Origin of the sequence: Amycolatopsis sp. H20-H5 (assembly GCF_035828755.1) — a bacterium.
Lineage (GTDB): Bacteria > Actinomycetota > Actinomycetes > Mycobacteriales > Pseudonocardiaceae > Amycolatopsis.
Genome location: NZ_JAYMZS010000007.1, coordinates 115,481 through 134,024, shown reverse-complemented (window position 1 = coordinate 134,024; position 18,544 = coordinate 115,481). Strand labels below are relative to the sequence as shown.

Genomic DNA, 18,544 nt, shown 5'->3' with positions numbered 1-18,544 from the left:
GCGAAGCATGCCAGCGACCACCGACAGTTTCGGATCGCCCAAGCTCAGGGACGGTCTGACGGGACTCAGCGCAGTTTGCGAGTCACCCTGCGCCACCAGCCACCACGCGTCGGCACCTCCTCGACAGCGGCCTCCTCGACAGCGGCCTCCGAAACGGGCCGAGCCTCCGGCGCGGGCCGCTCCTCACGCCACCGCGCGACGACCTCGTCCGCATCAGCGAGACCCACCACGATCTGCGGGCCCGACGGCATCCGCATCCAAGCGACGATCCGCAGGTTGAGCTCCGCGACAACGCCGCGCACCTCATCCTCCGCCAGGAGCTCGCGCACAACAGCGGGCAGCCGCTCCAGTTCCTTGCGCAACTGCAACGACTCAGGCAGAAGCCCATCGCCCGACAACCCCTCGCGAGCGAGATACTGCTTCAGCCACCACTGCTCATCCTGCGGACCACCCAGCCCGGACAGCGGTTTCCCAGCCCCAGGAAGGTCATCCATTTCCCCACGCTCGGTAGCCTCGCGAACCTGCTTGTCGATCCACGTCTCAAAGCTGACCCCCGGCGGCTTCCGCTCCGTCACCCCCAAGAATAACAAAACCGACCACCCCACGCCCACCCTCAGCGAGAGCGCACCATAAACGGACCGTTTAAGACAAAAAAACACCCCAAAAACTCCGTCCATAACCCCCACCACCAAGCCTTCACGCTGTGCAAAACCGCCCAGACCCAGCCACACCACTCACCGGCCGCCAAGACTCAGCCACGCCTGGCCTCGGACCCCAAGACTTCCCGGTGTGCGGAACCGCCCAGACCCAGCCACGCCAGTCACCGGCCGTCAAGACTTGGCCACGTCTGGCCTCGGACCCCAAGACTTCACAGTGCGCGGAACCGCCCAGACTCAGCCACGCGTGTCACCGGTTCATCCAGTCTCGCCCCCGACACGCACCACCAAAACCCAACCCCCGCGTGGTCCGGGACCACAGCGTCTCCGCGAGCTCTGCGAGTGGAGACTTCACCGCCGCGCGCCCTCTTTCGCGGCCGCCAGGCCGCCCCAACTCGCGACGGTAGGTCGCCCCCCTACAAGCAAAAGCCGCACTTACGCTGGAAGTCAGGGGCGACCTGGCGGCGCGAGTTTGTGAGCGCGCTGGCCAAAAAACACAGGCTTCTAGCCGCACCTCAGGACTAAACCAAAAAACCCGCCCACTCATTTCCACCGAAAGTGCACGAAGACTCGCCCGAAGTTGTCAGAGTCCTTCTCGACCCGGTGGTAGAGCGCCTTGATGTCCTTCCGGTCCAGGAACCGCAGCACGTGTTTCTTCAGCTGACCAGAACCCTTACCGGGGATGATCTCCACCAGCGGCGCCTTCTTCGCCACGGCCTCGTCGATGATGTCTCGCAGCGCTTTGTCGATCTCGCCGCCGTGGTTGTAGATGTCGTGCAGGTCGAGTTTCAGTTTCATGCCAGTGCCTGCCACCAGCCGTCGACCGCGGGTGGTTCCGCGGCGTCGATTCGTTCGCCGGGCCGGGGGATCGCGAGGGTGACGTCGTGGGCTTTCGCCTCGCGCCAGACCCGGTCCACCGGTTCGGTCCACGGGTGCAGGGCCAGGGTGAACGTGGCCCAGTGCACCGGGACGAGCAGTCGGGCCTGGACGTCGAGGCAGGTCGCGACGCCTTCCTCCGGGGTCATGTGGATGTCGGGCCACTGCGGGGCGTACGCGCCGATCTGGATCAGTGCCGCGTCGAATGGGCCGTGCTCTTCGCCGATCGCGGCGAAGCCGTCGAAGTAGCCCGAGTCGCCGGTGTAGAACACGCGGTGGGCAGCTCCGGCGAGTACCCAGGACGCCCAGAGTGTGCTGTCGTTGGACAGCCCGCGGCCGGAGAAGTGCTGGGCGGGGGTGGCGATGAACCGGATGCCCGCGACCTCGGCTTCCTCGGCCCAGTCGAGCTCGATGATGCGATCCGGTGGGACCTGCCAGCGCTCCAGGTGCGCCCCGACGCCCAGCGGCACCAGGAACGGCGCGGACTGCGTCTCCAGCAGGCGCCGCACGGTCGGCATGTCGAGGTGGTCGTAGTGGTCGTGCGAGATCACGATCGCGTCGATCCGGCCGAGCGCGTCGAGGGAGACCGGCGGCTCGTGCAGCCGTTTCGGCCCGGCGAACGTGGCCGGGGACACCCGGTCGCTCCAGACCGGGTCGAGCAGCACGCGGGCGCCGTCGATCTCGACCAGCGTCGACGCGTGCCCGAACCATGTCAGGTGGAGCCCGTCGCCCGCCGGTCGCGGCGTGGTCCTGACCAGCGGGATCTCGCCGCCTGGGCGCCGCAGCCCGCGGTTCTCGTCGAAGAGGAACTCCCGGGCGAGGTCCCCGAAGGAGCCCCGGTCCGGCGTGGCGCGGGTGGTCGCGGCGTTGTGGAAGAGACCGTCGGCGAACTGTGGTGAGTTCCGCATCCGCTCGGCCCGCGCACCGGCGGCCTTCGCCCCGAACTGGGCCGGGAAGTCGCGGAACACCCAGGCCAGCCCGGCGAGTCCCAGGCAGGCCGCGATCGTCTTCTTGCTCATGAGCCGAGTCTACGAGGCTTTCCTGAGAGGTTCCCCAGCTTCGTGGAGGCTCCGCAGTGCCTGGGCGTAGGAGTCGATCAGCCCGGTTTTGAGGTAGGGAATGCCCAGCTCGGCGCAGTAGTCCTCGACGATCGGCTGTGCCCGGCGCAGGTGCGGGCTCGGCATGCTGGGGAACAGATGGTGCTCGACCTGGTAGTTCAGCCCGCCCAGCGCGACGTCCACTACGTGGCTGCCCTCGACGTTGCGTGAGGTCAGTACCTGCTTGCGGAGGAAGTCCAGCTCGGGCTTCCCGGTCAGCAGCGGCATCCCCTTGTGGTTGGGCGCGAAGATCGATCCCATGTAGATGCCCCACAGTCCTTGGTGGACGGCGAAGAAGACCAGCGCCTTGCCGGGGGAGAGGACCACGAACAGCGCGGACAGGTAGAGCGCGAAGTGGGCCAGCAGCAGCGCCGCCTCCAGGCCCCGGTGCTTCAGCGTCGGCTTGAGCACCGCGCGGATGCCGGACAGGTGCAGGTTGAGGCCTTCGAGCGTGAGCAGCGGGAAGAAGAGGAACGCCTGGTAGCGGCCGACGAACCGGGGCAGGCCGCGGCTGGCGCGGGCCTGGTCCTTCGACCACACGAGGATGTCGGGGTCGACGTCCGGATCGAGCTCCTCGTGGTTCGGGTTGGCGTGGTGGCGGGTGTGCTTGTCCATCCACCAGCCGTAGCTCATGCCGACGCAGAGGTTGCCCGAGATCCACCCGGCGATCTCGCTGGGCCGCCGCGTGCGGAACACCTGGCGGTGCGCGAGGTCGTGGGACAGCAGGGCGATCTGGCCGAACATCACCGCCTGGAACACGGCCACCGCCAGCGCCCACCAGGAGTCACCGAGCGCGAACAGCGCGACCCAGCCTCCGGTGAACAGGGTCGCGACCAGCGCGATCCGGAAGGCGTAGTACCCGGGGCGCCGCGCGAGGAGCCCGGCGTCGGCGACGCGACGGGACAGCTGCGCGAAGTCGCTGCTGGTGCGCTGTGTGAGGTTCTCTGTGGTCACCCGCCCAGCCTGCTGTGTGCCCTGACCTGGGAGAAGCCGGTGGGCCCGAGGGCCGCCACGGGGGCTGGCCCCACCCCCGACGCGGTGGTCGTTTCCAGTGCCCCTGAAGGCCACCTTCACGGCGTAAAACGCGGTGAAGGTGGCCTTCAGGGGCACTGGTGGACGGGGTGGCGAGGGTCAGGGGCGGGCTCGTGCGAGGTGGCTGTGGACCGGGCCGAAGAGGTGGGATGTCGCGTGCGCGCGTTTGAAGTAGCGGTGTGCGGGGTGTTCCCAGGTGATCCCGATGCCGCCGTGCAGCTGGATCATCTCGGCGGCGACCGCCGACAGCGTCTCGGCGCAGTGTGCCTTGGCCACGGCCGCCAAGCGGCTCGACGTCGGCGCCGCGTAGGCCGCGGAACGCGCGGTCTCGACCAGGACGTACAGGTCGGCCATCCGGTGCTTGAGTGCCTGGAAACCCCCGATGGGCCTGCCGAACTGGTGGCGCTGCTTGGTGTACTCGACGGTGATTTCGAGCGCGCGTGCCGCCGCGCCCGCCTGTTCCGCCGCCAGCAGGGCGCAGGCGAAGTCGCGGACCGGGCCGAGGTCGATCGGGCCCAGCGGCCGCGCGGGTGTGCGGTCGAAGGCGACACGCGCGAGGTGCCGGGTCTCGTCCAGCGTGGGGGTCTGGACCCGGCACGCCGCGCCGGGCTCGGCTTCGAACAGCGCGAGGCCGTCACCGGTGTCCGCCACCACGAGCAGGATCTCCGCCGTGGCCCCGTCCAGGACGTAGTGCGCGACGCCGTCCACAGTGGACCCGTCAGTCACGCAGGCGACGGTGTCCGGTGACCAGCGGCCCTCCTGACCGGTCCACGCCAGAGCGGCGACCGCGCCCTTGGCCAGCCGGGGCGGCAGGTGGTCGTCTCCGGTGGCGAGGACCGCGCGGGTGGCCAGGGCCGTGCCGAGGAAAGGCGCGTCCGACAGCACCCGGCCCAGTTCCTCGGCGACGATCTGCGGCTCCGCCGTGCCCGCGCCCGACCCGCCGTGCCACTCGGGAATCGTCAGCCCGGCCACGCCGACCTGTTCGCACAACGCTTTCCACGGCTCGGTTTCGCGGGTGAGTAACGTGCGGACGCTGTCGCGCAGCGCGTCCTGTTCCGTGGTGAAGGTCATCGCGCCGCCAAGATCCGGTCGCGGTGAAAGCGGTGCGTGCCCCAAGCCGCGACCAGCGCCCGCACCCTGGTCAGCCGCAGGCCGAGCGGATGTTCGGCGGTGTAGCCGATCGCGCCGTGCACCTGCAGGCCGGTCCGCGCCGCGCGGTGTGCGGCCTCGCCCGCCGCGACCTTCGCCGCCGAGACGTCGCGGGGATCGAGGGTCACGGCCGCGCCGAACACCAGTGGCGCGGCCAGTTCCAGGCCGGTCGCGGCGTCGGCGAGCAGATGCTTGACAGCCTGGTATCCGCCGATCTCACGGCCGTACTGACGTCGGTGCCCGGCGTAGGCGACCGAGGTTTCGAGCAGCCAGCGCCCGGCTCCCAGCAGCTGGGCGGCGGTGGCGAGGGTGCCCAGTTCGCCTGCTCGGCCGACGTCGAGCGCGGGGCCCAGCTTGTCGCCCGGGGTGACTTCGAACAGCCGCCGTGACGCATCCACAGAGGACAGACAGCGGCCGGGACCGAAAGTGCGCAGACGATCCCCGTCCACCGCGATCCGGACATCGGCCACGTCGGCGTCGAGTGCGTACGGGACGTGCGGGGCGAAGGTGAGTGACGCCAGCGTCTCGCCGGTCGCCACCGAGGCCAGCAGCTCGTCGTCCAGCAGTGACGGCAGGACGGCGACGGTGTCGGTCCACGGGCCGGGCACGCAGTGGCGGCCCAGCTGCTCGAACGCGACGACGAGGTCGACCGGCCCGGCGCCCAGCCCGTCGTGGGTTTCCGGGACGACCAGCGCTGTCACGCCGAGCTCGGCCAGCCGCCGCCAGATCTTGAGTCCGGGTCCGGGATCTCCGGCGCCCCAGGCCCGGTTCGCGCCTGCTGTGTCCAGAGTGGACAGTAGATCGCCGAGACTCGCCGAGAACTGCTGCTGCTGCGCCGACAGCGCGAATCTCATCGGGCCCCTTTCGGCAGGCCGAGCAGCCGTTCGGCGACGATCGTGCGCTGGATCTGGTCGGTCCCGCCGTAGATCGGCCCGGCCAGCGAGAACAGCCAGCCGTCGGCCCAGCGCCCCCGCAGCTCCGACTCCGGGCCGAGCAGCTCGAGCGCCGTCTCGTGCAGTGAGACGTCGAGCTGTGACCAGAACAGCTTGGTGACACTCGATTCCGGGCCCGGCAAGGCGCCACGGGTGACCGTGTCGAAGGTGTGCAGCTGGTAGGCCCGCGCGCCGATCCAGGCGTCGGCGACCCGGTCCGCGAGCGACGCCGGGCTCCCCGCCGACGACCAGAGCGCGACGAGCCGGTCCGCGGCGGCGAGGAACCGGCCCGGGCTGCGCAGCGACAGGCCGCGCTCGTTGTTCGCCGTGGTCATCGCCACCCGCCAGCCCTGCCCCGGCTCGCCGATGACGTCCTCGTCAGGCACGAAGACGTCGTCGAGGAAGATCTCCGCGAACCCGGGCTCGCCGTCGAGCTGTGCTATCGGCCGGACGCGGACGCCGCCGGCGCGCAGGTCCAGCATCAGGTAGGTGAGCCCGTGGTGCCGGGTGCTCGAGGCGTCGCTGCGGAACAGGCCGAACGCGCGGTCGGCGAACGCGGCGCGCGAACTCCAGGTCTTCTGGCCGTTGAGTACCCAGCCGCCGTCGGTGCGCGTCGCGCTGCTGCGCAACGCCGCGATGTCGCTGCCCGCCTCGGGTTCGGACCAGGCCTGCGCCCAGACCTGGTCGGAGCGGCCCATCGCGGGCAGGATCCGGCGCAGTTGTTCTTCGGTGCCATGGGAGAACAGGGTGGGGGCGAGCATGAAGATCCCGTTCTGGTTCACCCGTCCGGGCGCGCCCGACGCGTAGTACTCCTCCTCGAACAGCACCCATTCCAGCAGCCTGGCCGCGCGGCCGCCGAACTCCCGCGGCCAGGACACGGCGGACCAGCGCGCGTCGGCGAGCTTCCGCTCCCAGCCGCGGTGCTGCTCGAAACCCTCGGCGGTGTCGAAGGAAGCCAGCGGCTCGCGCGGGACGTTCCGCGCGAGCCAGGCACGGGCTTCGTCACGGAAGGCGACCGCGTGCTCGTCGAGCTCCAGGTCCATCAGGGCTTCCTGTTCGCGTCACGCATCGAGCGCGCGTCCTGCCCGCCGAGGGAGTCGCCGCCGGAGACCTCGGCGTTGTGCGCGTGGGCGAAATGGTGCAGCCCGAACACCGAGTCCATTCCGGACCGCAGGCCCATCAGGTCCTCCGCCTGGTTCACGGCCTTCTTCGCCAGCGCGAGGCCGAGCCGGGGCATCTCGGCGATCTTCCCGGCCAGCGCGAACGTCTCGGTCTCGAGATCCGCCCGTGGGACGACGCGGTTCAGCATGCCCCACTCCTTGGCCTGCTGGGCGCTGAACCGCTCACCGGTGAAGAGGACCTCCTTGGCCGCGCGCGGCCCGAGAACCCAGGGGTGGGCGAAGTACTCGACGCCCGGGATTCCCATGCGCACCACGGGATCGGCGAAGAACGCGTCCTCGGAGGCGACGATGAGATCGCACACCCAGGCCAGCATCAGCGCGCCCGCGATGCACGCGCCCTGCACACTCGCGATGGTCGGTTTCGGGATCTCCCGCCACCGGCGGCACATGCCGAGATAAACCTCCGACTCGCGGGCGAACCGCTGGTCACCGCCCGGCGCGCCCACGTGGTCCCACCACAGGACGGCCTTGCGCTCGAACGAGACGTCGGCGTCGCGCCCGGGGCTGCCGATGTCGTGCCCGGCCGAGAAGTGCTTTCCCTTGCCCGCCAGCACGATCACCTTGACCTCGTCGTCCTCGACGGCGCGGGTGAACGCCTCGTCGAGCGCGTAGGTCATGGCGGAGTTCTGCGCGTTGCGGTACTCGGGGCGGTTCATGCTCACCAGCGCGACCGGCCCCCGCCGCTCGTAGGCCACGGTCATCTGTTCTCCTCCCGCAACACCCGTTTGAGGACTTTCCCGGACGCGTTGCGCGGCAGTTCCCCGCGGAACTCCACCTGCCGGGGCTGTTTGTAGTTGGCCAGGTTCTTCTTGCAATGCGCCAGCACGTCCTCTGTGGACAGTGTGACGCCCGGCCGTGGCCGGACATACGCCTTGCCCACCTCGCCGAGCAGCTTGTCCGGCACGCCGACCACCGCCGACTCGGCGACGCCGTCGAGCCAGCCGAGCGCCTGCTCGACCTCGGCCGGGTAGACGTTGAACCCGCCGCAGACGTACATGTCCTTGATCCTGTCGGTGATGCGCAGGTGCCCGCGCGCGGTCAGCACGCCGACGTCGCCGGTGTGCAGCCAGCCGTCGGCGTCGATCGCCCGTGCGGTGGCCTCGGGATCGTCGAGGTAGCCGAGCATCACGTTCGGCCCGCGCAGCAGCACCTCGCCGAGGTCGCCGAGCCGGACCTCGAACCCGGCGGCCGGGCGGCCGCAGGTGTGCGCGACCGTTTTGGCGTCGTCGTCCGGGCGGCACATGGTCGCGACCACCGCCTCGGTGAGCCCGTACGCGGTGAGCACGGTGTCGAAACTCAGCTCCCGCTGCATCCGCTCGACGAGCGCCACCGGGACGTTCGCCGCGCCGGTGACCGCGAGCCGCAGACTGGACAGGTCGTGGGCCCGCCGTTCGGGGGCGTCGAGCAGGACCTGGTAGATCGTCGGCGCGCCGGGCAGCACGGTGATCCGCTCGGCCTCGATCAGCGCCAGCGTGTCCCGGACGGCGAAGGTGACCTGCGGCAGCAGGGTCGCGCCGCGCAGGATGGCCGCGAGAATGCCCGCCTTGTACCCGAAACTGTGGAAGAACGGGTTGATCACCAGGTAGCGGTCCTGCTCGGTCAGTTCGCCGCAGGCGGCCCAGGCCGCGGCGACCCCGAGCGCCTGCCGGTGGTTGCTCATCGCGCCCTTGCCGCGGCCGGTGGTCCCCGAGGTGAACAGGATGTCGCTGACGTCGCCGGGCTCGGCGGGACTGGTGAACTCCGGCTCGAACCGCGCGAGGCCGGCCCACTCGGTGACGCCCTCCCGGGGTTCGTCGGTGCCTTCCACCGGGATGCGCAGAAGGGCGGGCGGCAGGTCGTCGCCGAGGTCCGCGAGCCGGTCGGAGCCGAGGAACCGGCCGGTGATCACCAGTGCGGAGACGTTCGCCCTGGTCAGGACGTCCCGAGTTTCCCTTGCGGTGAAACGGGTGTTGACCGGCACGAGGGTGGCCCCGGTGTACAGCGCGCCGAGCGCCGCGATGACCCAGTGCCAGGTGTTGGGGGAGCAGAGCGCGACCCGGTCGCCCCGCCGGACGCCATGGGCGTCGAAGTAACGGGCGCATTGGCGGACGCGCCGGGCCAGTTCCGCGTAGGTGAGCCGGAGCGGCCCGTCGACCAGCGCCTCCCGCGCGCCGAACCGGTCCGCCGCGTGATCGAGCGCCGCCGGGATGGTCACTTCGTCCATGAAGTCTCCCTAGCAAGTGCTTGGTAGGGTAGCGTACGCAGCAGTGCGCGAGTTGGCTAGAGGAGGAACCGTGGCGGACTTCCGGGCCCGGATTCGCTCCTGGCTGGCCGAAAACCTCAGCGGCGAGTTCGCCTCGCTGAGAGGTCTGGGCGGGCCGGGGCGTGAGCACGAGGCCTTTGGCGAACGCCTGGCCTGGGAACGGCACCTCGCCGCCGCGGGCTGGGCGTGCGTCGGCTGGCCGGTCGAGCACGGTGGCCGCGGCGCGACGCTCACCGAGCAGGTCGTCTTCCACGAGGAGTACGCGCGGGCGGACGCCCCGGCCAAGGTGAGTCACCTCGGGCAGGAGCTGCTCGGCCCCACGCTGATCGCGTTCGGCACACCGGAGCAGCAGCGCCGGTTCCTGCCGGGCATCGCCGCCGTCGAAGACCTGTGGTGTCAAGGATACTCCGAACCCGGCGCCGGTTCGGACCTCGCGGCGGTGGCCACCACGGCCACCCTGGAGGGGGACGACTGGGTGCTGCGCGGGCAAAAGGTGTGGACCTCGCTGGCCCACGTCGCCGGGTGGTGTTTCGTGCTCGCGCGCACCGAGCCGGGTTCCCGGCGTCACCACGGGCTTTCCTGTCTGCTGGTGCCGATGGACCAGCCGGGGATCGAGGTGCGCCCGATCCGCCAGCTCACCGGCACCTCGGAGTTCAACGAGGTCTTCTTCGACGGGGCCCGCACCGCGCGGGACCTCGTGGTGGGCGAGCCCGGTGACGGCTGGCGTGTCGCGATGGGCACGCTGGCCTTCGAACGTGGTGTCGCGACGCTCGGCCAGCAGGTCGGGTTCCGGCGTGAGCTCGAAACGCTCACGGAGCTGGCCGCGAGCTGTGACGACCCCCTGGTGGCCGAACGGATCGACCGCGCGTGGGTGGGCCTGGAAGTCATGCGGGCACACGCGATCCGCACGCTGGGTGACCCGGCGCCCGGTGTCGCCGAAGTGTCCAAACTGGTCTGGGCGAACTGGCACCGCTCGCTCGGCGAGCTGGCGATGCTCGTGCGCGGCGCCGTGGGGTTGGTCACCGAGGGCGGCCTGGACGAGTGGCAGCGGCTCTACCTGTTCAGCCGGGCCGACACGATCTACGGCGGCTCGAACGAGATCCAGCGGAACATCATCGCCGAGCGCGTGCTCGGACTGCCAAGGGAGGCCCGTCCGTGATCGCTGTGCCGAAGTACCCCGAGGGCTCGAACCTGTTGCGGGACAAGGTGGTCGTCGTGACGGCGGCCGCGGGCACCGGCATCGGCTCTGCCGTCGCGCGCCGCGCGCTGGAGGAAGGCGCGCACGTCGTGCTCAGTGACTGGCACGAGCGGCGGCTCGGCGAAAAGGCCGTCGAGCTCGCGGAGTTCGGCGAGGTCCACGCGATCGCTTGTGACGTCACGAACGAGGAGCAGGTCCAGGCCCTGATCGACGGCGCGGCCGCGCATTTCGGCCGGATCGACGTCCTGGTGAACAACGCCGGGCTCGGCGGCTCGAAGTCCATTGTGGACATGACCGACGACGAGTGGTCCCGGGTGCTGGACGTGACCCTGAACGGCACGTTCCGGGCCACACGCGCGGCGATCAGGCGGTTCATCGCGCAGGGCGGTGGCGGCGCGATCGTCAACAACGCGTCGGTGATCGGCTGGCGGGCGCAGGCCGAGCAGGCGCACTACGCGGCGGCCAAGGCCGGGGTGATGGCGTTGACACGCTGCGCCGCCGTGGACGTCGCGCCGTACGGGATCCGCGTCAACGCCGTCGCCCCGAGTCTGGCGATGCATCCCTTCCTGACCAAGGTCACCAGCGAGGAGCTGCTCGCCGAACTGACCGCGCGGGAGGTTTCCGGGAGGGCGGCGGAGCCATGGGAGGTGGCGAATGTGATGGTGTTCCTCGCCAGCGAGTACGCCTCGTACCTGACCGGCGAAGTCGTGTCCGTGAGTTCCCAGCATGCGTGAGGTAACAGTGAAGAGCACCCCCGGATCCCGGCGCGCCGAGCTCTTGGCGCTGGCGGCGAAGCTGTTCGCCGAACGTGGTTACGTGGCCACGACGGTACGGGACATCGCGGACGCCGCCGGGATCCTGTCGGGCAGTCTCTACCACCACTTCGACTCGAAGGAGTCGATGGCGGACGAGATCCTGACCGGCTTCCTCGACGAGCTGTTCGGGGCGTACGCCGAGATCGTGGGGCAGGGCAAGGGGCCGCGCGAGACCCTCGAAGCCGTCGTCGTCGCGTCCTTCGAGTCGATCCACCGGCGGCCGGCCGAGGTGGCGATCTACCAGAGCGAGGCCAAGCACCTCATGCAGCTGCCGCGCTTCGCCTATCTCAACGACCGCAACGCCGAGTTCCGCAAGCTGTGGAACGGGATCCTGACCGACGGCGTCACGGCCGGGGTGTTCCGCGAGGACCTCGACGTCGAGCTGGTCTACCGGTTCATCCGGGACACGGTGTGGGTCGCGGTCCGCTGGTACAACCCCGAAGGCGCGCTGAGCGCGGACGACGTCGCGCAGCAGTACCTCGGGATCCTGCTCGACGGCATCGCGACGAAGAGGAGGAAGCGTGGCTGAGGCCTACGTCCTGGACGCACTGCGCACGCCCGTCGGCCGTCGCGGCGGCGCACTGAGCGGCGTCCACCCGGCTGAGCTTGGCGCGCACGTGATCCGCGCGGTCGTCGAGCGGGCCGGGGTCGATCCCGCGCTGGTGGACGACGTGATCCTGGGCTGCACGGACACGCTGGGGCCGCAGTCCGGCAACATCGCGCGCACGGCCTGGCTCGCCGCCGGGTTCCCGCACCACGTGCCGGGCGTGACCATCGACCGGCAGTGCGGGTCGAGCCAGCAGGCCGTCCACTTCGCCGCGCAGGCGGTGCTCAGCGGCACGATGGACCTGGTGCTCGCGGGCGGGGTGCAGAACATGAGTGCCATCCCGATCAGCGCGGCGATGCTGGCCGGGCGCGAGTACGGCTTCGCCGATCCCTTCTCCGGTTCGAAGGGCTGGCAAGACCGCTACGGCGACGTCGAGATCTCGCAGTTCCGCAGCGCGGACATGATCGCCGAGCACTGGGACCTGAGCCGGGAGGCGATGGAGGCGTACGCGCTGCGCAGCCATCGGCGGGCGGCCGCGGCGATCGACGAGGGCCGGTTCGACGCCGAGATCGTCCCGTTCGACGGCGTCCGGCACGACGAAGGCCCCCGGCGCGACACCAGTCTCGAGCGGATGGCCGGGCTGAAGCCGCTCAGCGAGGGTTCGCGGATCACGGCCGCGGTCGCGAGCCAGCTTTCAGACGGTGCCAGCGCCACGCTCATCGCGTCCGAGGACTTCGTGCGCACGCACGGGCTCACGCCGCGCGCGCGGATCCACCACCTGTCGGTGCGGGCGGCGGATCCGGTGTGGATGCTGACCGGCCCGATCCCGGCGACCGCGCACGCGCTGCGCAGGACTGGTCTCGCCATCGGCGACATCGACCTGTTCGAGGTCAACGAGGCCTTCGCCAGCGTCGTGCTCGCCTGGCTCGAGGAGACCGGCGCCGACCCCGGACGGGTCAACGTCAACGGCGGCGGCATCGCGCTCGGGCACCCCATCGGCGCGACCGGCACCAAACTGTTCGCGACCCTGCTGCACGAGCTGGAGCGTCGTGGCGGGCGGTACGGCCTGCAGACCATGTGCGAGGGCGGCGGCACCGCGAACGTCACCGTCCTCGAGCGCCTCTGACAAGTGGATTCTGACAGCGAACCTGAACATCGGGTCACACTTCCGGGTGAACGAGGCACGTGCAGTTGCACGTGCATTGCCGGTCGCGCAAACTGGGGCCCGAGAGACCTGGCCGCTGTGCGCGGGGTCGGCCGCAGGGGGTCCGATCGCGCGAGGGACTGACGATTCGCCCAGGGCGGCCGGGTCTCTCGCTCAGGCCGGGACGGGCGCCCAGAAGTCGAGCGGAACCCGGCCGCGCGAACGGCCGGTTTCGTCGAGCAGGCGGCCCATCAGCTTGATGCCGCGCAGCGTCACGGCCCGGTCGACGATCTCCAGCCAAGGCAGTTTGCCCGCCAGCGCGCTCTCCAGGGTGACCGTCTCGTGCTGCGAGCTCAGCCAGACCACCAGCATCAGGTTGGCCGAACCGCTGATCGCCGCGCACATGCGGACCTCGGTCAGCATCGCCAGCGACCGCGCGGTCGTCTCCAGTTTGTCCGGCGGCACCCGCAGCCAGAGCATCGCGGTCACCGGCGCTGGTGACAGCGAGCGGGCGATTTCGCAGCGCAGGCGCAGGTAGCCGCTGTCGAGCAGGCCGTCGAGGCGACGGCGGACGGTACTGGCGCCGACGCCGAGCCGCAGCGCGAGCGCCGCCGCGGACGCCCGGCCGTCCTCGCCCAGCGCGAGCATGAGCGCGCGGTCCGGCTCCCCGAACTTCACGGCTCCGTGGCTTCGCGGGGGCCTCGGCGCCAGGGCCTCGCGCTGGCCGGGGGTGATGGCGCGGACGCGCCAGCGGCTGCCCTCGGTGAACAACCGGGGCGAGACGACCGTCCGTGTCGCGACCACGCCGGGCAGCGCGGAAAGCCGGTGCAGCACGTAGTCCGAGACCTCGCGCAACGTCGGCGCGACCACGTGGACCAGCAGGTCGCAATGGCCGGCCACGTACTCGACGGTCGCCACGTGGACGTCGTCGGCGAGGGCGTGCGCGACGCGCAGCAGCTCGCCGGGCCCGCAGTCGATCTCGACGAAGACGAGCGCCATCTGGGAGCTCGGCCCGCCGCCCGGATACGCCGTCATCCAGGCGTCGCCGCGCTCCACCAGCGTCTCCCAGTGGCGGGCCGCGGTGACCGCGCCGACGCCCAGGGTCTGCCCGACCACCGACCACGGCGCCCGGGGGCTCACCTGGAGGGCTTCGACCAGTTTGAGGTCGTTCTCGCTCAGCATGGTGGATTCCTCGTCTGGAGGGCCGGCGAATGGCGGATTCCTGGCAAACTGAGGCTCCTGGCGTTCGATACTCGCATCATTCTCGAATCAGCATATGTCGATGATCCTGCGAGGGAGACCGATGAGCCTGCGCTCCGACGCCGCCGCCCTGCACGACGAGCTGGTCGCCGTCCGCCGCGACCTGCACCAGACCCCGGAGATCGGCCTCTACCTGCCGCGCACGCAGGAGAAGGTGCTCGAAGCCCTCGACGGGCTGCCGCTGGAACTCAGTGCCGGCGAGGAACTGTCCTCCGTCGTCGGCGTGCTCCGCGGGGGCAAGCCCGGCGGTGTCGTGCTGCTGCGTGGCGACATGGACGCCCTGCCGGTCACCGAGCGGACCGGGGCCGAGTTCACCTCCCGGATCGACGGCGCCATGCACGCCTGCGGCCACGACCTGCACACCGCGGGCCTCGTCGGCGCGGCCCGCCTGCTGTCGGCCCGGCGGGAGGAGCTCGCGGGCGACGTCGTGTTCATGTTCCAACCCGGCGAAGAGGGTTACGACGGCGCGGGCCACATGATCGAGGAAGGCGTCCTCGAAGCCGCCGGGCGCCCGATCGACGCGGCGTACGGCCTGCACGTGACGTCTTCGACCTTCGAGAACGGCCTGTTCGTCTCCCGGCCGGGACCGCTGATGGCCGCTTCGGAGCGGTTGAGCGTGCGGGTGATCGGCGCCGGTGGGCACGGCTCGCGGCCGTCGGAGTCGCTCGACCCGATCCCCGCTGCCTGCGAAATGGTCACCGCGCTGCAGACGATGGTCACCCGCGGCTTCGACGTCTTCGACCCGGTCGTGGTCACGGTCGGGACGTTCCACGCGGGCACCCGCCACAACATCATCCCCGACGACGCGACGTTCGAAGCCACCGTGCGCTCGTTCTTGCCGGAGGCCAGGGATCGGGTGCGGGAACAGTCGGTCCGGATCTGCCGGGGCATCGCCGCCGCGCACGGGCTCGACCTCGAGGTCGCCTGCGCGGCCGAATACCCGGTGACGGTCAACCACCAGTCCGGGCACGAGTTCGTCGCCGACACCGTCCGGGAGGTCTTCGGCGAACACCGCTTCGAGGAACTGCCCAACCCGATGACCGGCTCCGAGGACTTCTCCCGCGTGCTCGCGCGGGTGCCCGGCGCGTTCGTGTTCCTCGGCGCGAGCACCGCGGCGGACCCGAAGTCCACGGCGGGCAACCATTCCCCGCTCGCGTCGTTCGACGACGGTGTGCTCGCCGACGGCGCCGCGCTGCTCGCCGAACTGGCCACCCGGCAACTCGCGGCGCTGGGCTGAGGGGGAAACCGTGCGCAGCCATCACCTGCCGCCGATGCTCCCGGCGCTCGCCCTCGTGCTCATGCCGTTCCTGCCCTTCGTCAACACCACCGGCCTGTGGCTCGGGCTGCCCCGGATGCTCGTCTGGGGCGGGTTCTGGTGCCTCATGTTCACCCCGGCACTGCTGCTCAGCGAGCGGCTCATGGCCAGGGGGGAGGAGAGCGAATGACCACCATCGTCGTGTTCACCTTCGCGGGCATCGTGCTGATCGGCGTGCTCGGCTTCGTCGGGCGGCGCAAACCGGCCGCGGATCTCGCCGAATGGACCGTCGGCGGGCGCAAGTTCGGCGCACTCACCATGTGGTTCCTGCAGGCCGGGGAGGTGTTCACCACCTTCACCTTCCTCGGCATGGCCGGGCTCGCCTTCAGCGGCGGCGTCGCGGCGATGTACGCGCTGCCGTACGTGCCGATCGGCTACATCGTGCTGTTCTTCCTCGCGAAACGCCTGTGGACGCTCGGCAAGGAACGCGGCTACCTGACCCAGGGCGACTTCCTGCAGGACCGCTTCGGCAGCAAGGCCCTCGGCACGCTGTCCGCCGTGCTCGGGGTGCTGTTCGTGCTGCCATACCTGCAGCTGCAGATCACCGGCCTCGGCCTGATCGTCAAACTGGTCACCGGCGACGCGGCCTCCGGCACGTTGAGCATGGTCATCGGCTGCGCGCTGGTGGTCGCTTTCGTGCTGTGGGCCGGTTTGCGCGGCGTCGCGACGACGTCGTACTTCAAGGACGCGATCATGCTCGTCGTGCTGGTGGTGCTGATCGTGGCCATCCCGACGCACTTCGCGGGCGGGATCTCCGCGGTGTTCCACAAGATCGAGCAGCTGCACCCGGACAAGCTGATCATCCACGCCGGGGCCAACGACCACGTCTGGTTCATCACCAGCATGCTGGTCAGCGCGATCGGCGTCGGGCTGATGACCCTGCCGCACTCCTGGCCCGCGCTGATGTCCGCGCGTGACCCGAAGGTGCTGCGCCGCAACTACACCTGGATGCCGGTGTACGAGCTGTGCCTGATGCTGCCGATGATCGTCGGCTTCGCGGCGATACTGGTGGTGCCGAAGACCGCCAACTCCAACGGGGTGCTGCTGAGCCTGAGCAAGGACGTGCTGCCGCCCTGGGCGACCGGGCTGGTGGTCGTCGCCGCCATCGCCACCGCGATGGTGCCCGCGGCGGGCATCCTGATCGGGATCTCCTCGCTCGTCGCGCGCAACATCGTCCGCGTGCGCAGCGAACGCAGGCAGTTCTGGATCAACCACGGCACGGTCGTCATCGCCAGTGCGCTCGCGCTGGTGCTCGGCATCTTCCGCCCCGACCTGCTGGCCAACCTGCTCCTGCTCACCTTCTCCGGTTCGGTGCAACTGGCGCCCGCCAACGCGCTGGGCTTCCTGCGCCGGGTGCCGGTGGGGAAGGTGCCGGTGCTGGCCGGGCTCGTCTCTGGCGAGGTCGTCGTGCTGTGGCTGACCTTTGTGGACACTCATCTCGCCGGGAACTTCAACGCGGGCCTGGTCGGGCTCGGCGTCAACGTGGTCGTGCTCCTCCTGGTCGCCTTCGCGACCCGGCGCGCGGAGGTTCCGGAGAAGACAGGAGAACTGGTATGACGCGCACGGTGTTCAGCGGTGGCAAGCTGTTCGACGGCTCCGGCAGCGAGCCCGCCCTCGCCGACGTCGTCCTCGAGAACGGCCTGATCGCCGAGGTCGGGACCGGCCTCGACGGCGACCAGGTGATCGACTGCACCGGCGCGACGCTGCTCCCCGGGCTGTTCGACTGCCACGTCCACGTCACGGTGACCGAACTGAGCATCCTGACCCGCGTCCAGCGGCCGTTCTCCTACCAGTTCTACCAAGCGGCGCGGAACCTGGAAAAGACACTCGCACTGGGCATCACCACCGTGCGGGACGCGGGCGGCGCGGACCTCGGCATCAAACAGGCCGTGGAAGACGGCCTGATCGCGGGCCCGCGACTGCAGATCTCCATCGGCCTGATCAGCCCCACCGGCGGGCACGGCGACGGCTGGCTGCCCTCCGGGCACTGCGTCCCACTCTCGGTCCCGCATCCCGGGCGGCCCGATTCCGTCGTCGACGGGCCCGACGAGATGCGCCGGATCGCGCGCACGCTGTTGCGCGCCGGGGCCGATGTGCTCAAAGTGTGTACCACCGGGGGCGTGCTGTCGCCGCGTGATGATCCGCGGCATTCGCAGTTCACGCCGGTCGAGTTGGATGTGCTTGTCGCCGAGGCGCGGATGCAGGGCCGGGCCGTGATGGCTCATGCTCAAGGGGCTGAGGGGATCAAGAACGCCGTGCGGGCCGGGATTCGGTCTATTGAGCACGGGATCTATCTTGATGACGAGGCCATTGAGCTGATGCTGGCGCATGGGACTTGGCTGGTGCCCACCTTGGTCGCGCCGGTGAATGTGATCCGGGCCGCGGAAGCGGGGGCCGGGCTGCCGGATGCGGTGGTGCGTAAGGCACGGGAAGTCGTGGAGATCCATGCCGACTCGGTGCGGCGGGCTGTTGAGGCCGGGGTGCGGATCGCCATGGGGACCGATAGCGGGGTCGGTCCACATGGGACCAACCTTGAGGAGCTGGCTCTGATGGCGGCGTGCGGGATGCGGCCCGCTGAGGTGCTGGAGGCTGCTACGTCCTCGGCCGCGCGGTTGCTGGGGATGGAGGATCTGGGGCTGGTCGCGCCGGGATTTCGGGGGGATCTGGTGGTTGTTGACGGGGATGTTTTTGACTTTGGGGGGCTCGCTGGGAATGTTCGGGAGGTTTGGCAGGACGGGGTTTTGGTGGCTGGGTCCTGAGGTGCGGTTTTTTGGCCGGTGCGGTCACGAACTCGCGCCGCCAGGTCGCTCTTGGCCCTGCGTAGGCGCGGCTTGTGGTCTAGTCCTGAGGTGCGGTTAGAAGCCTGTGTTTTTTGGCCAGCGCGCTCACAAACTCGCGCCGCCAGGTCGCCCCTGACCATGTACGAAAGTGCGGCTTTGTTTTTACGGGGGCGACCTACCGTCGCGAGTTGGGAGGCCCTGGCGGGCCTGAAAGAGGGCGCGCGGCGGTGAAGTCTCCCCTCGCAGGGCTCGGGGAGACGCTGTGGCTGGGGCGGACTGCTGGGGTTGGGTTTTTGTTGTTGGTGTTGTGGCTGGGTTTT

At 70.1% G+C, this 18,544-nt stretch carries 18 protein-coding genes; 8 read left to right on the top strand and 10 right to left on the bottom strand.

From position 1 onward, the window contains the following. Positions 1-65: 65 nt before the first annotated feature. The 9 genes from QMK34_RS05975 to QMK34_RS05935 all read right to left on the bottom strand — a co-directional run bounded on the left by QMK34_RS05975 (position 66) and on the right by QMK34_RS05935 (position 9,126). Positions 66-575, bottom strand: a complete 510-nt coding sequence (locus tag QMK34_RS05975; RefSeq protein ID WP_326412353.1) for a J-domain-containing protein — start codon at positions 573-575, stop codon at positions 66-68. A gap of 624 nt (positions 576-1,199) precedes the next feature. Next, entirely contained in the window at positions 1,200-1,454 is a 255-nt protein-coding gene (locus QMK34_RS05970) for a Smr/MutS family protein (RefSeq protein ID WP_326412351.1), read from the bottom strand. Continuing rightward, positions 1,451-2,551, bottom strand: coding sequence for an MBL fold metallo-hydrolase (locus QMK34_RS05965; protein WP_326412350.1), 1,101 nt, complete (start codon positions 2,549-2,551; stop codon positions 1,451-1,453). Before QMK34_RS05965 ends, QMK34_RS05970 begins: the two co-directional genes overlap by 4 nt. A 9-nt stretch (positions 2,552-2,560) precedes the next feature. After that, positions 2,561-3,583 carry a fatty acid desaturase family protein gene (locus tag QMK34_RS05960; protein ID WP_326412348.1) on the bottom strand — a complete coding sequence of 341 codons (1,023 nt, stop codon included), beginning with the start codon at positions 3,581-3,583 and terminating at the stop codon, positions 2,561-2,563. 177 nt (positions 3,584-3,760) lie between these two features. Continuing rightward, entirely contained in the window at positions 3,761-4,732 is a 972-nt protein-coding gene (locus QMK34_RS05955) for an acyl-CoA dehydrogenase family protein (RefSeq protein ID WP_326412347.1), read from the bottom strand. Further along, complete coding sequence (locus QMK34_RS05950) at positions 4,729-5,664, bottom strand: acyl-CoA dehydrogenase family protein (RefSeq protein WP_326412345.1); 936 nt, start codon at positions 5,662-5,664, stop codon at positions 4,729-4,731. The genes QMK34_RS05955 and QMK34_RS05950 overlap by 4 nt, the downstream gene beginning before the upstream one ends. Continuing rightward, on the bottom strand, positions 5,661-6,785 hold the full coding sequence (locus QMK34_RS05945) for an acyl-CoA dehydrogenase family protein (protein ID WP_326412343.1): 1,125 nt from the start codon (positions 6,783-6,785) through the stop codon (positions 5,661-5,663). Before QMK34_RS05945 ends, QMK34_RS05950 begins: the two co-directional genes overlap by 4 nt. Then, on the bottom strand, positions 6,785-7,624 hold the full coding sequence (locus QMK34_RS05940) for an enoyl-CoA hydratase (protein ID WP_326412342.1): 840 nt from the start codon (positions 7,622-7,624) through the stop codon (positions 6,785-6,787). The genes QMK34_RS05945 and QMK34_RS05940 overlap by 1 nt, the downstream gene beginning before the upstream one ends. After that, positions 7,621-9,126, bottom strand: coding sequence for a FadD3 family acyl-CoA ligase (locus QMK34_RS05935; RefSeq protein ID WP_326412341.1), 1,506 nt, complete (start codon positions 9,124-9,126; stop codon positions 7,621-7,623). Before QMK34_RS05935 ends, QMK34_RS05940 begins: the two co-directional genes overlap by 4 nt. Positions 9,127-9,196: 70 nt before the next feature. Between QMK34_RS05935 and QMK34_RS05930 the strand changes: the two genes are divergently transcribed. The 4 genes from QMK34_RS05930 to QMK34_RS05915 are packed head-to-tail and all read left to right on the top strand — an operon-like array spanning position 9,197 to position 12,851. After that, positions 9,197-10,324 (top strand): acyl-CoA dehydrogenase family protein, encoded by a 1,128-nt coding sequence (locus QMK34_RS05930; protein WP_326412339.1) that lies wholly within the window; start codon positions 9,197-9,199, stop codon positions 10,322-10,324. After that, entirely contained in the window at positions 10,321-11,097 is a 777-nt protein-coding gene (locus tag QMK34_RS05925) for an SDR family oxidoreductase (protein WP_326412338.1), read from the top strand. The genes QMK34_RS05930 and QMK34_RS05925 overlap by 4 nt, the downstream gene beginning before the upstream one ends. Next, on the top strand, positions 11,090-11,707 hold the full coding sequence (locus QMK34_RS05920) for a TetR/AcrR family transcriptional regulator (protein WP_326412337.1): 618 nt from the start codon (positions 11,090-11,092) through the stop codon (positions 11,705-11,707). Before QMK34_RS05925 ends, QMK34_RS05920 begins: the two co-directional genes overlap by 8 nt. Beyond that, positions 11,700-12,851 (top strand): acetyl-CoA C-acetyltransferase, encoded by a 1,152-nt coding sequence (locus QMK34_RS05915; RefSeq protein WP_326412335.1) that lies wholly within the window; start codon positions 11,700-11,702, stop codon positions 12,849-12,851. The genes QMK34_RS05920 and QMK34_RS05915 overlap by 8 nt, the downstream gene beginning before the upstream one ends. 192 nt (positions 12,852-13,043) lie before the next feature. Here the strand turns inward: QMK34_RS05915 and QMK34_RS05910 are convergent, their stop codons facing one another. Then, on the bottom strand, positions 13,044-14,051 hold the full coding sequence (locus QMK34_RS05910) for an Lrp/AsnC family transcriptional regulator (RefSeq protein WP_326412334.1): 1,008 nt from the start codon (positions 14,049-14,051) through the stop codon (positions 13,044-13,046). A gap of 121 nt (positions 14,052-14,172) precedes the next feature. Here QMK34_RS05910 and QMK34_RS05905 point away from each other — a divergent pair, with 121 nt between their 5' ends. Genes QMK34_RS05905 through QMK34_RS05890 form a run of 4 tightly spaced genes read left to right on the top strand, consistent with a single transcriptional unit; the run spans position 14,173 to position 18,203 of the window. Then, positions 14,173-15,366 carry a M20 metallopeptidase family protein gene (locus tag QMK34_RS05905; protein ID WP_326412333.1) on the top strand — a complete coding sequence of 398 codons (1,194 nt, stop codon included), beginning with the start codon at positions 14,173-14,175 and terminating at the stop codon, positions 15,364-15,366. A 10-nt stretch (positions 15,367-15,376) separates the two neighbouring features. Continuing rightward, entirely contained in the window at positions 15,377-15,574 is a 198-nt protein-coding gene (locus QMK34_RS05900) for a hypothetical protein (RefSeq protein ID WP_326412331.1), read from the top strand. After that, on the top strand, positions 15,571-17,001 hold the full coding sequence (locus QMK34_RS05895) for a sodium:solute symporter family protein (protein ID WP_326412330.1): 1,431 nt from the start codon (positions 15,571-15,573) through the stop codon (positions 16,999-17,001). The genes QMK34_RS05900 and QMK34_RS05895 overlap by 4 nt, the downstream gene beginning before the upstream one ends. Continuing rightward, the gene (locus QMK34_RS05890; protein WP_326412329.1) at positions 16,998-18,203 is read left to right on the top strand and encodes a metal-dependent hydrolase family protein; all 1,206 of its coding nucleotides are present in this window, start codon (positions 16,998-17,000) and stop codon (positions 18,201-18,203) included. Before QMK34_RS05895 ends, QMK34_RS05890 begins: the two co-directional genes overlap by 4 nt. Positions 18,204-18,544: the final 341 nt, after the last annotated feature.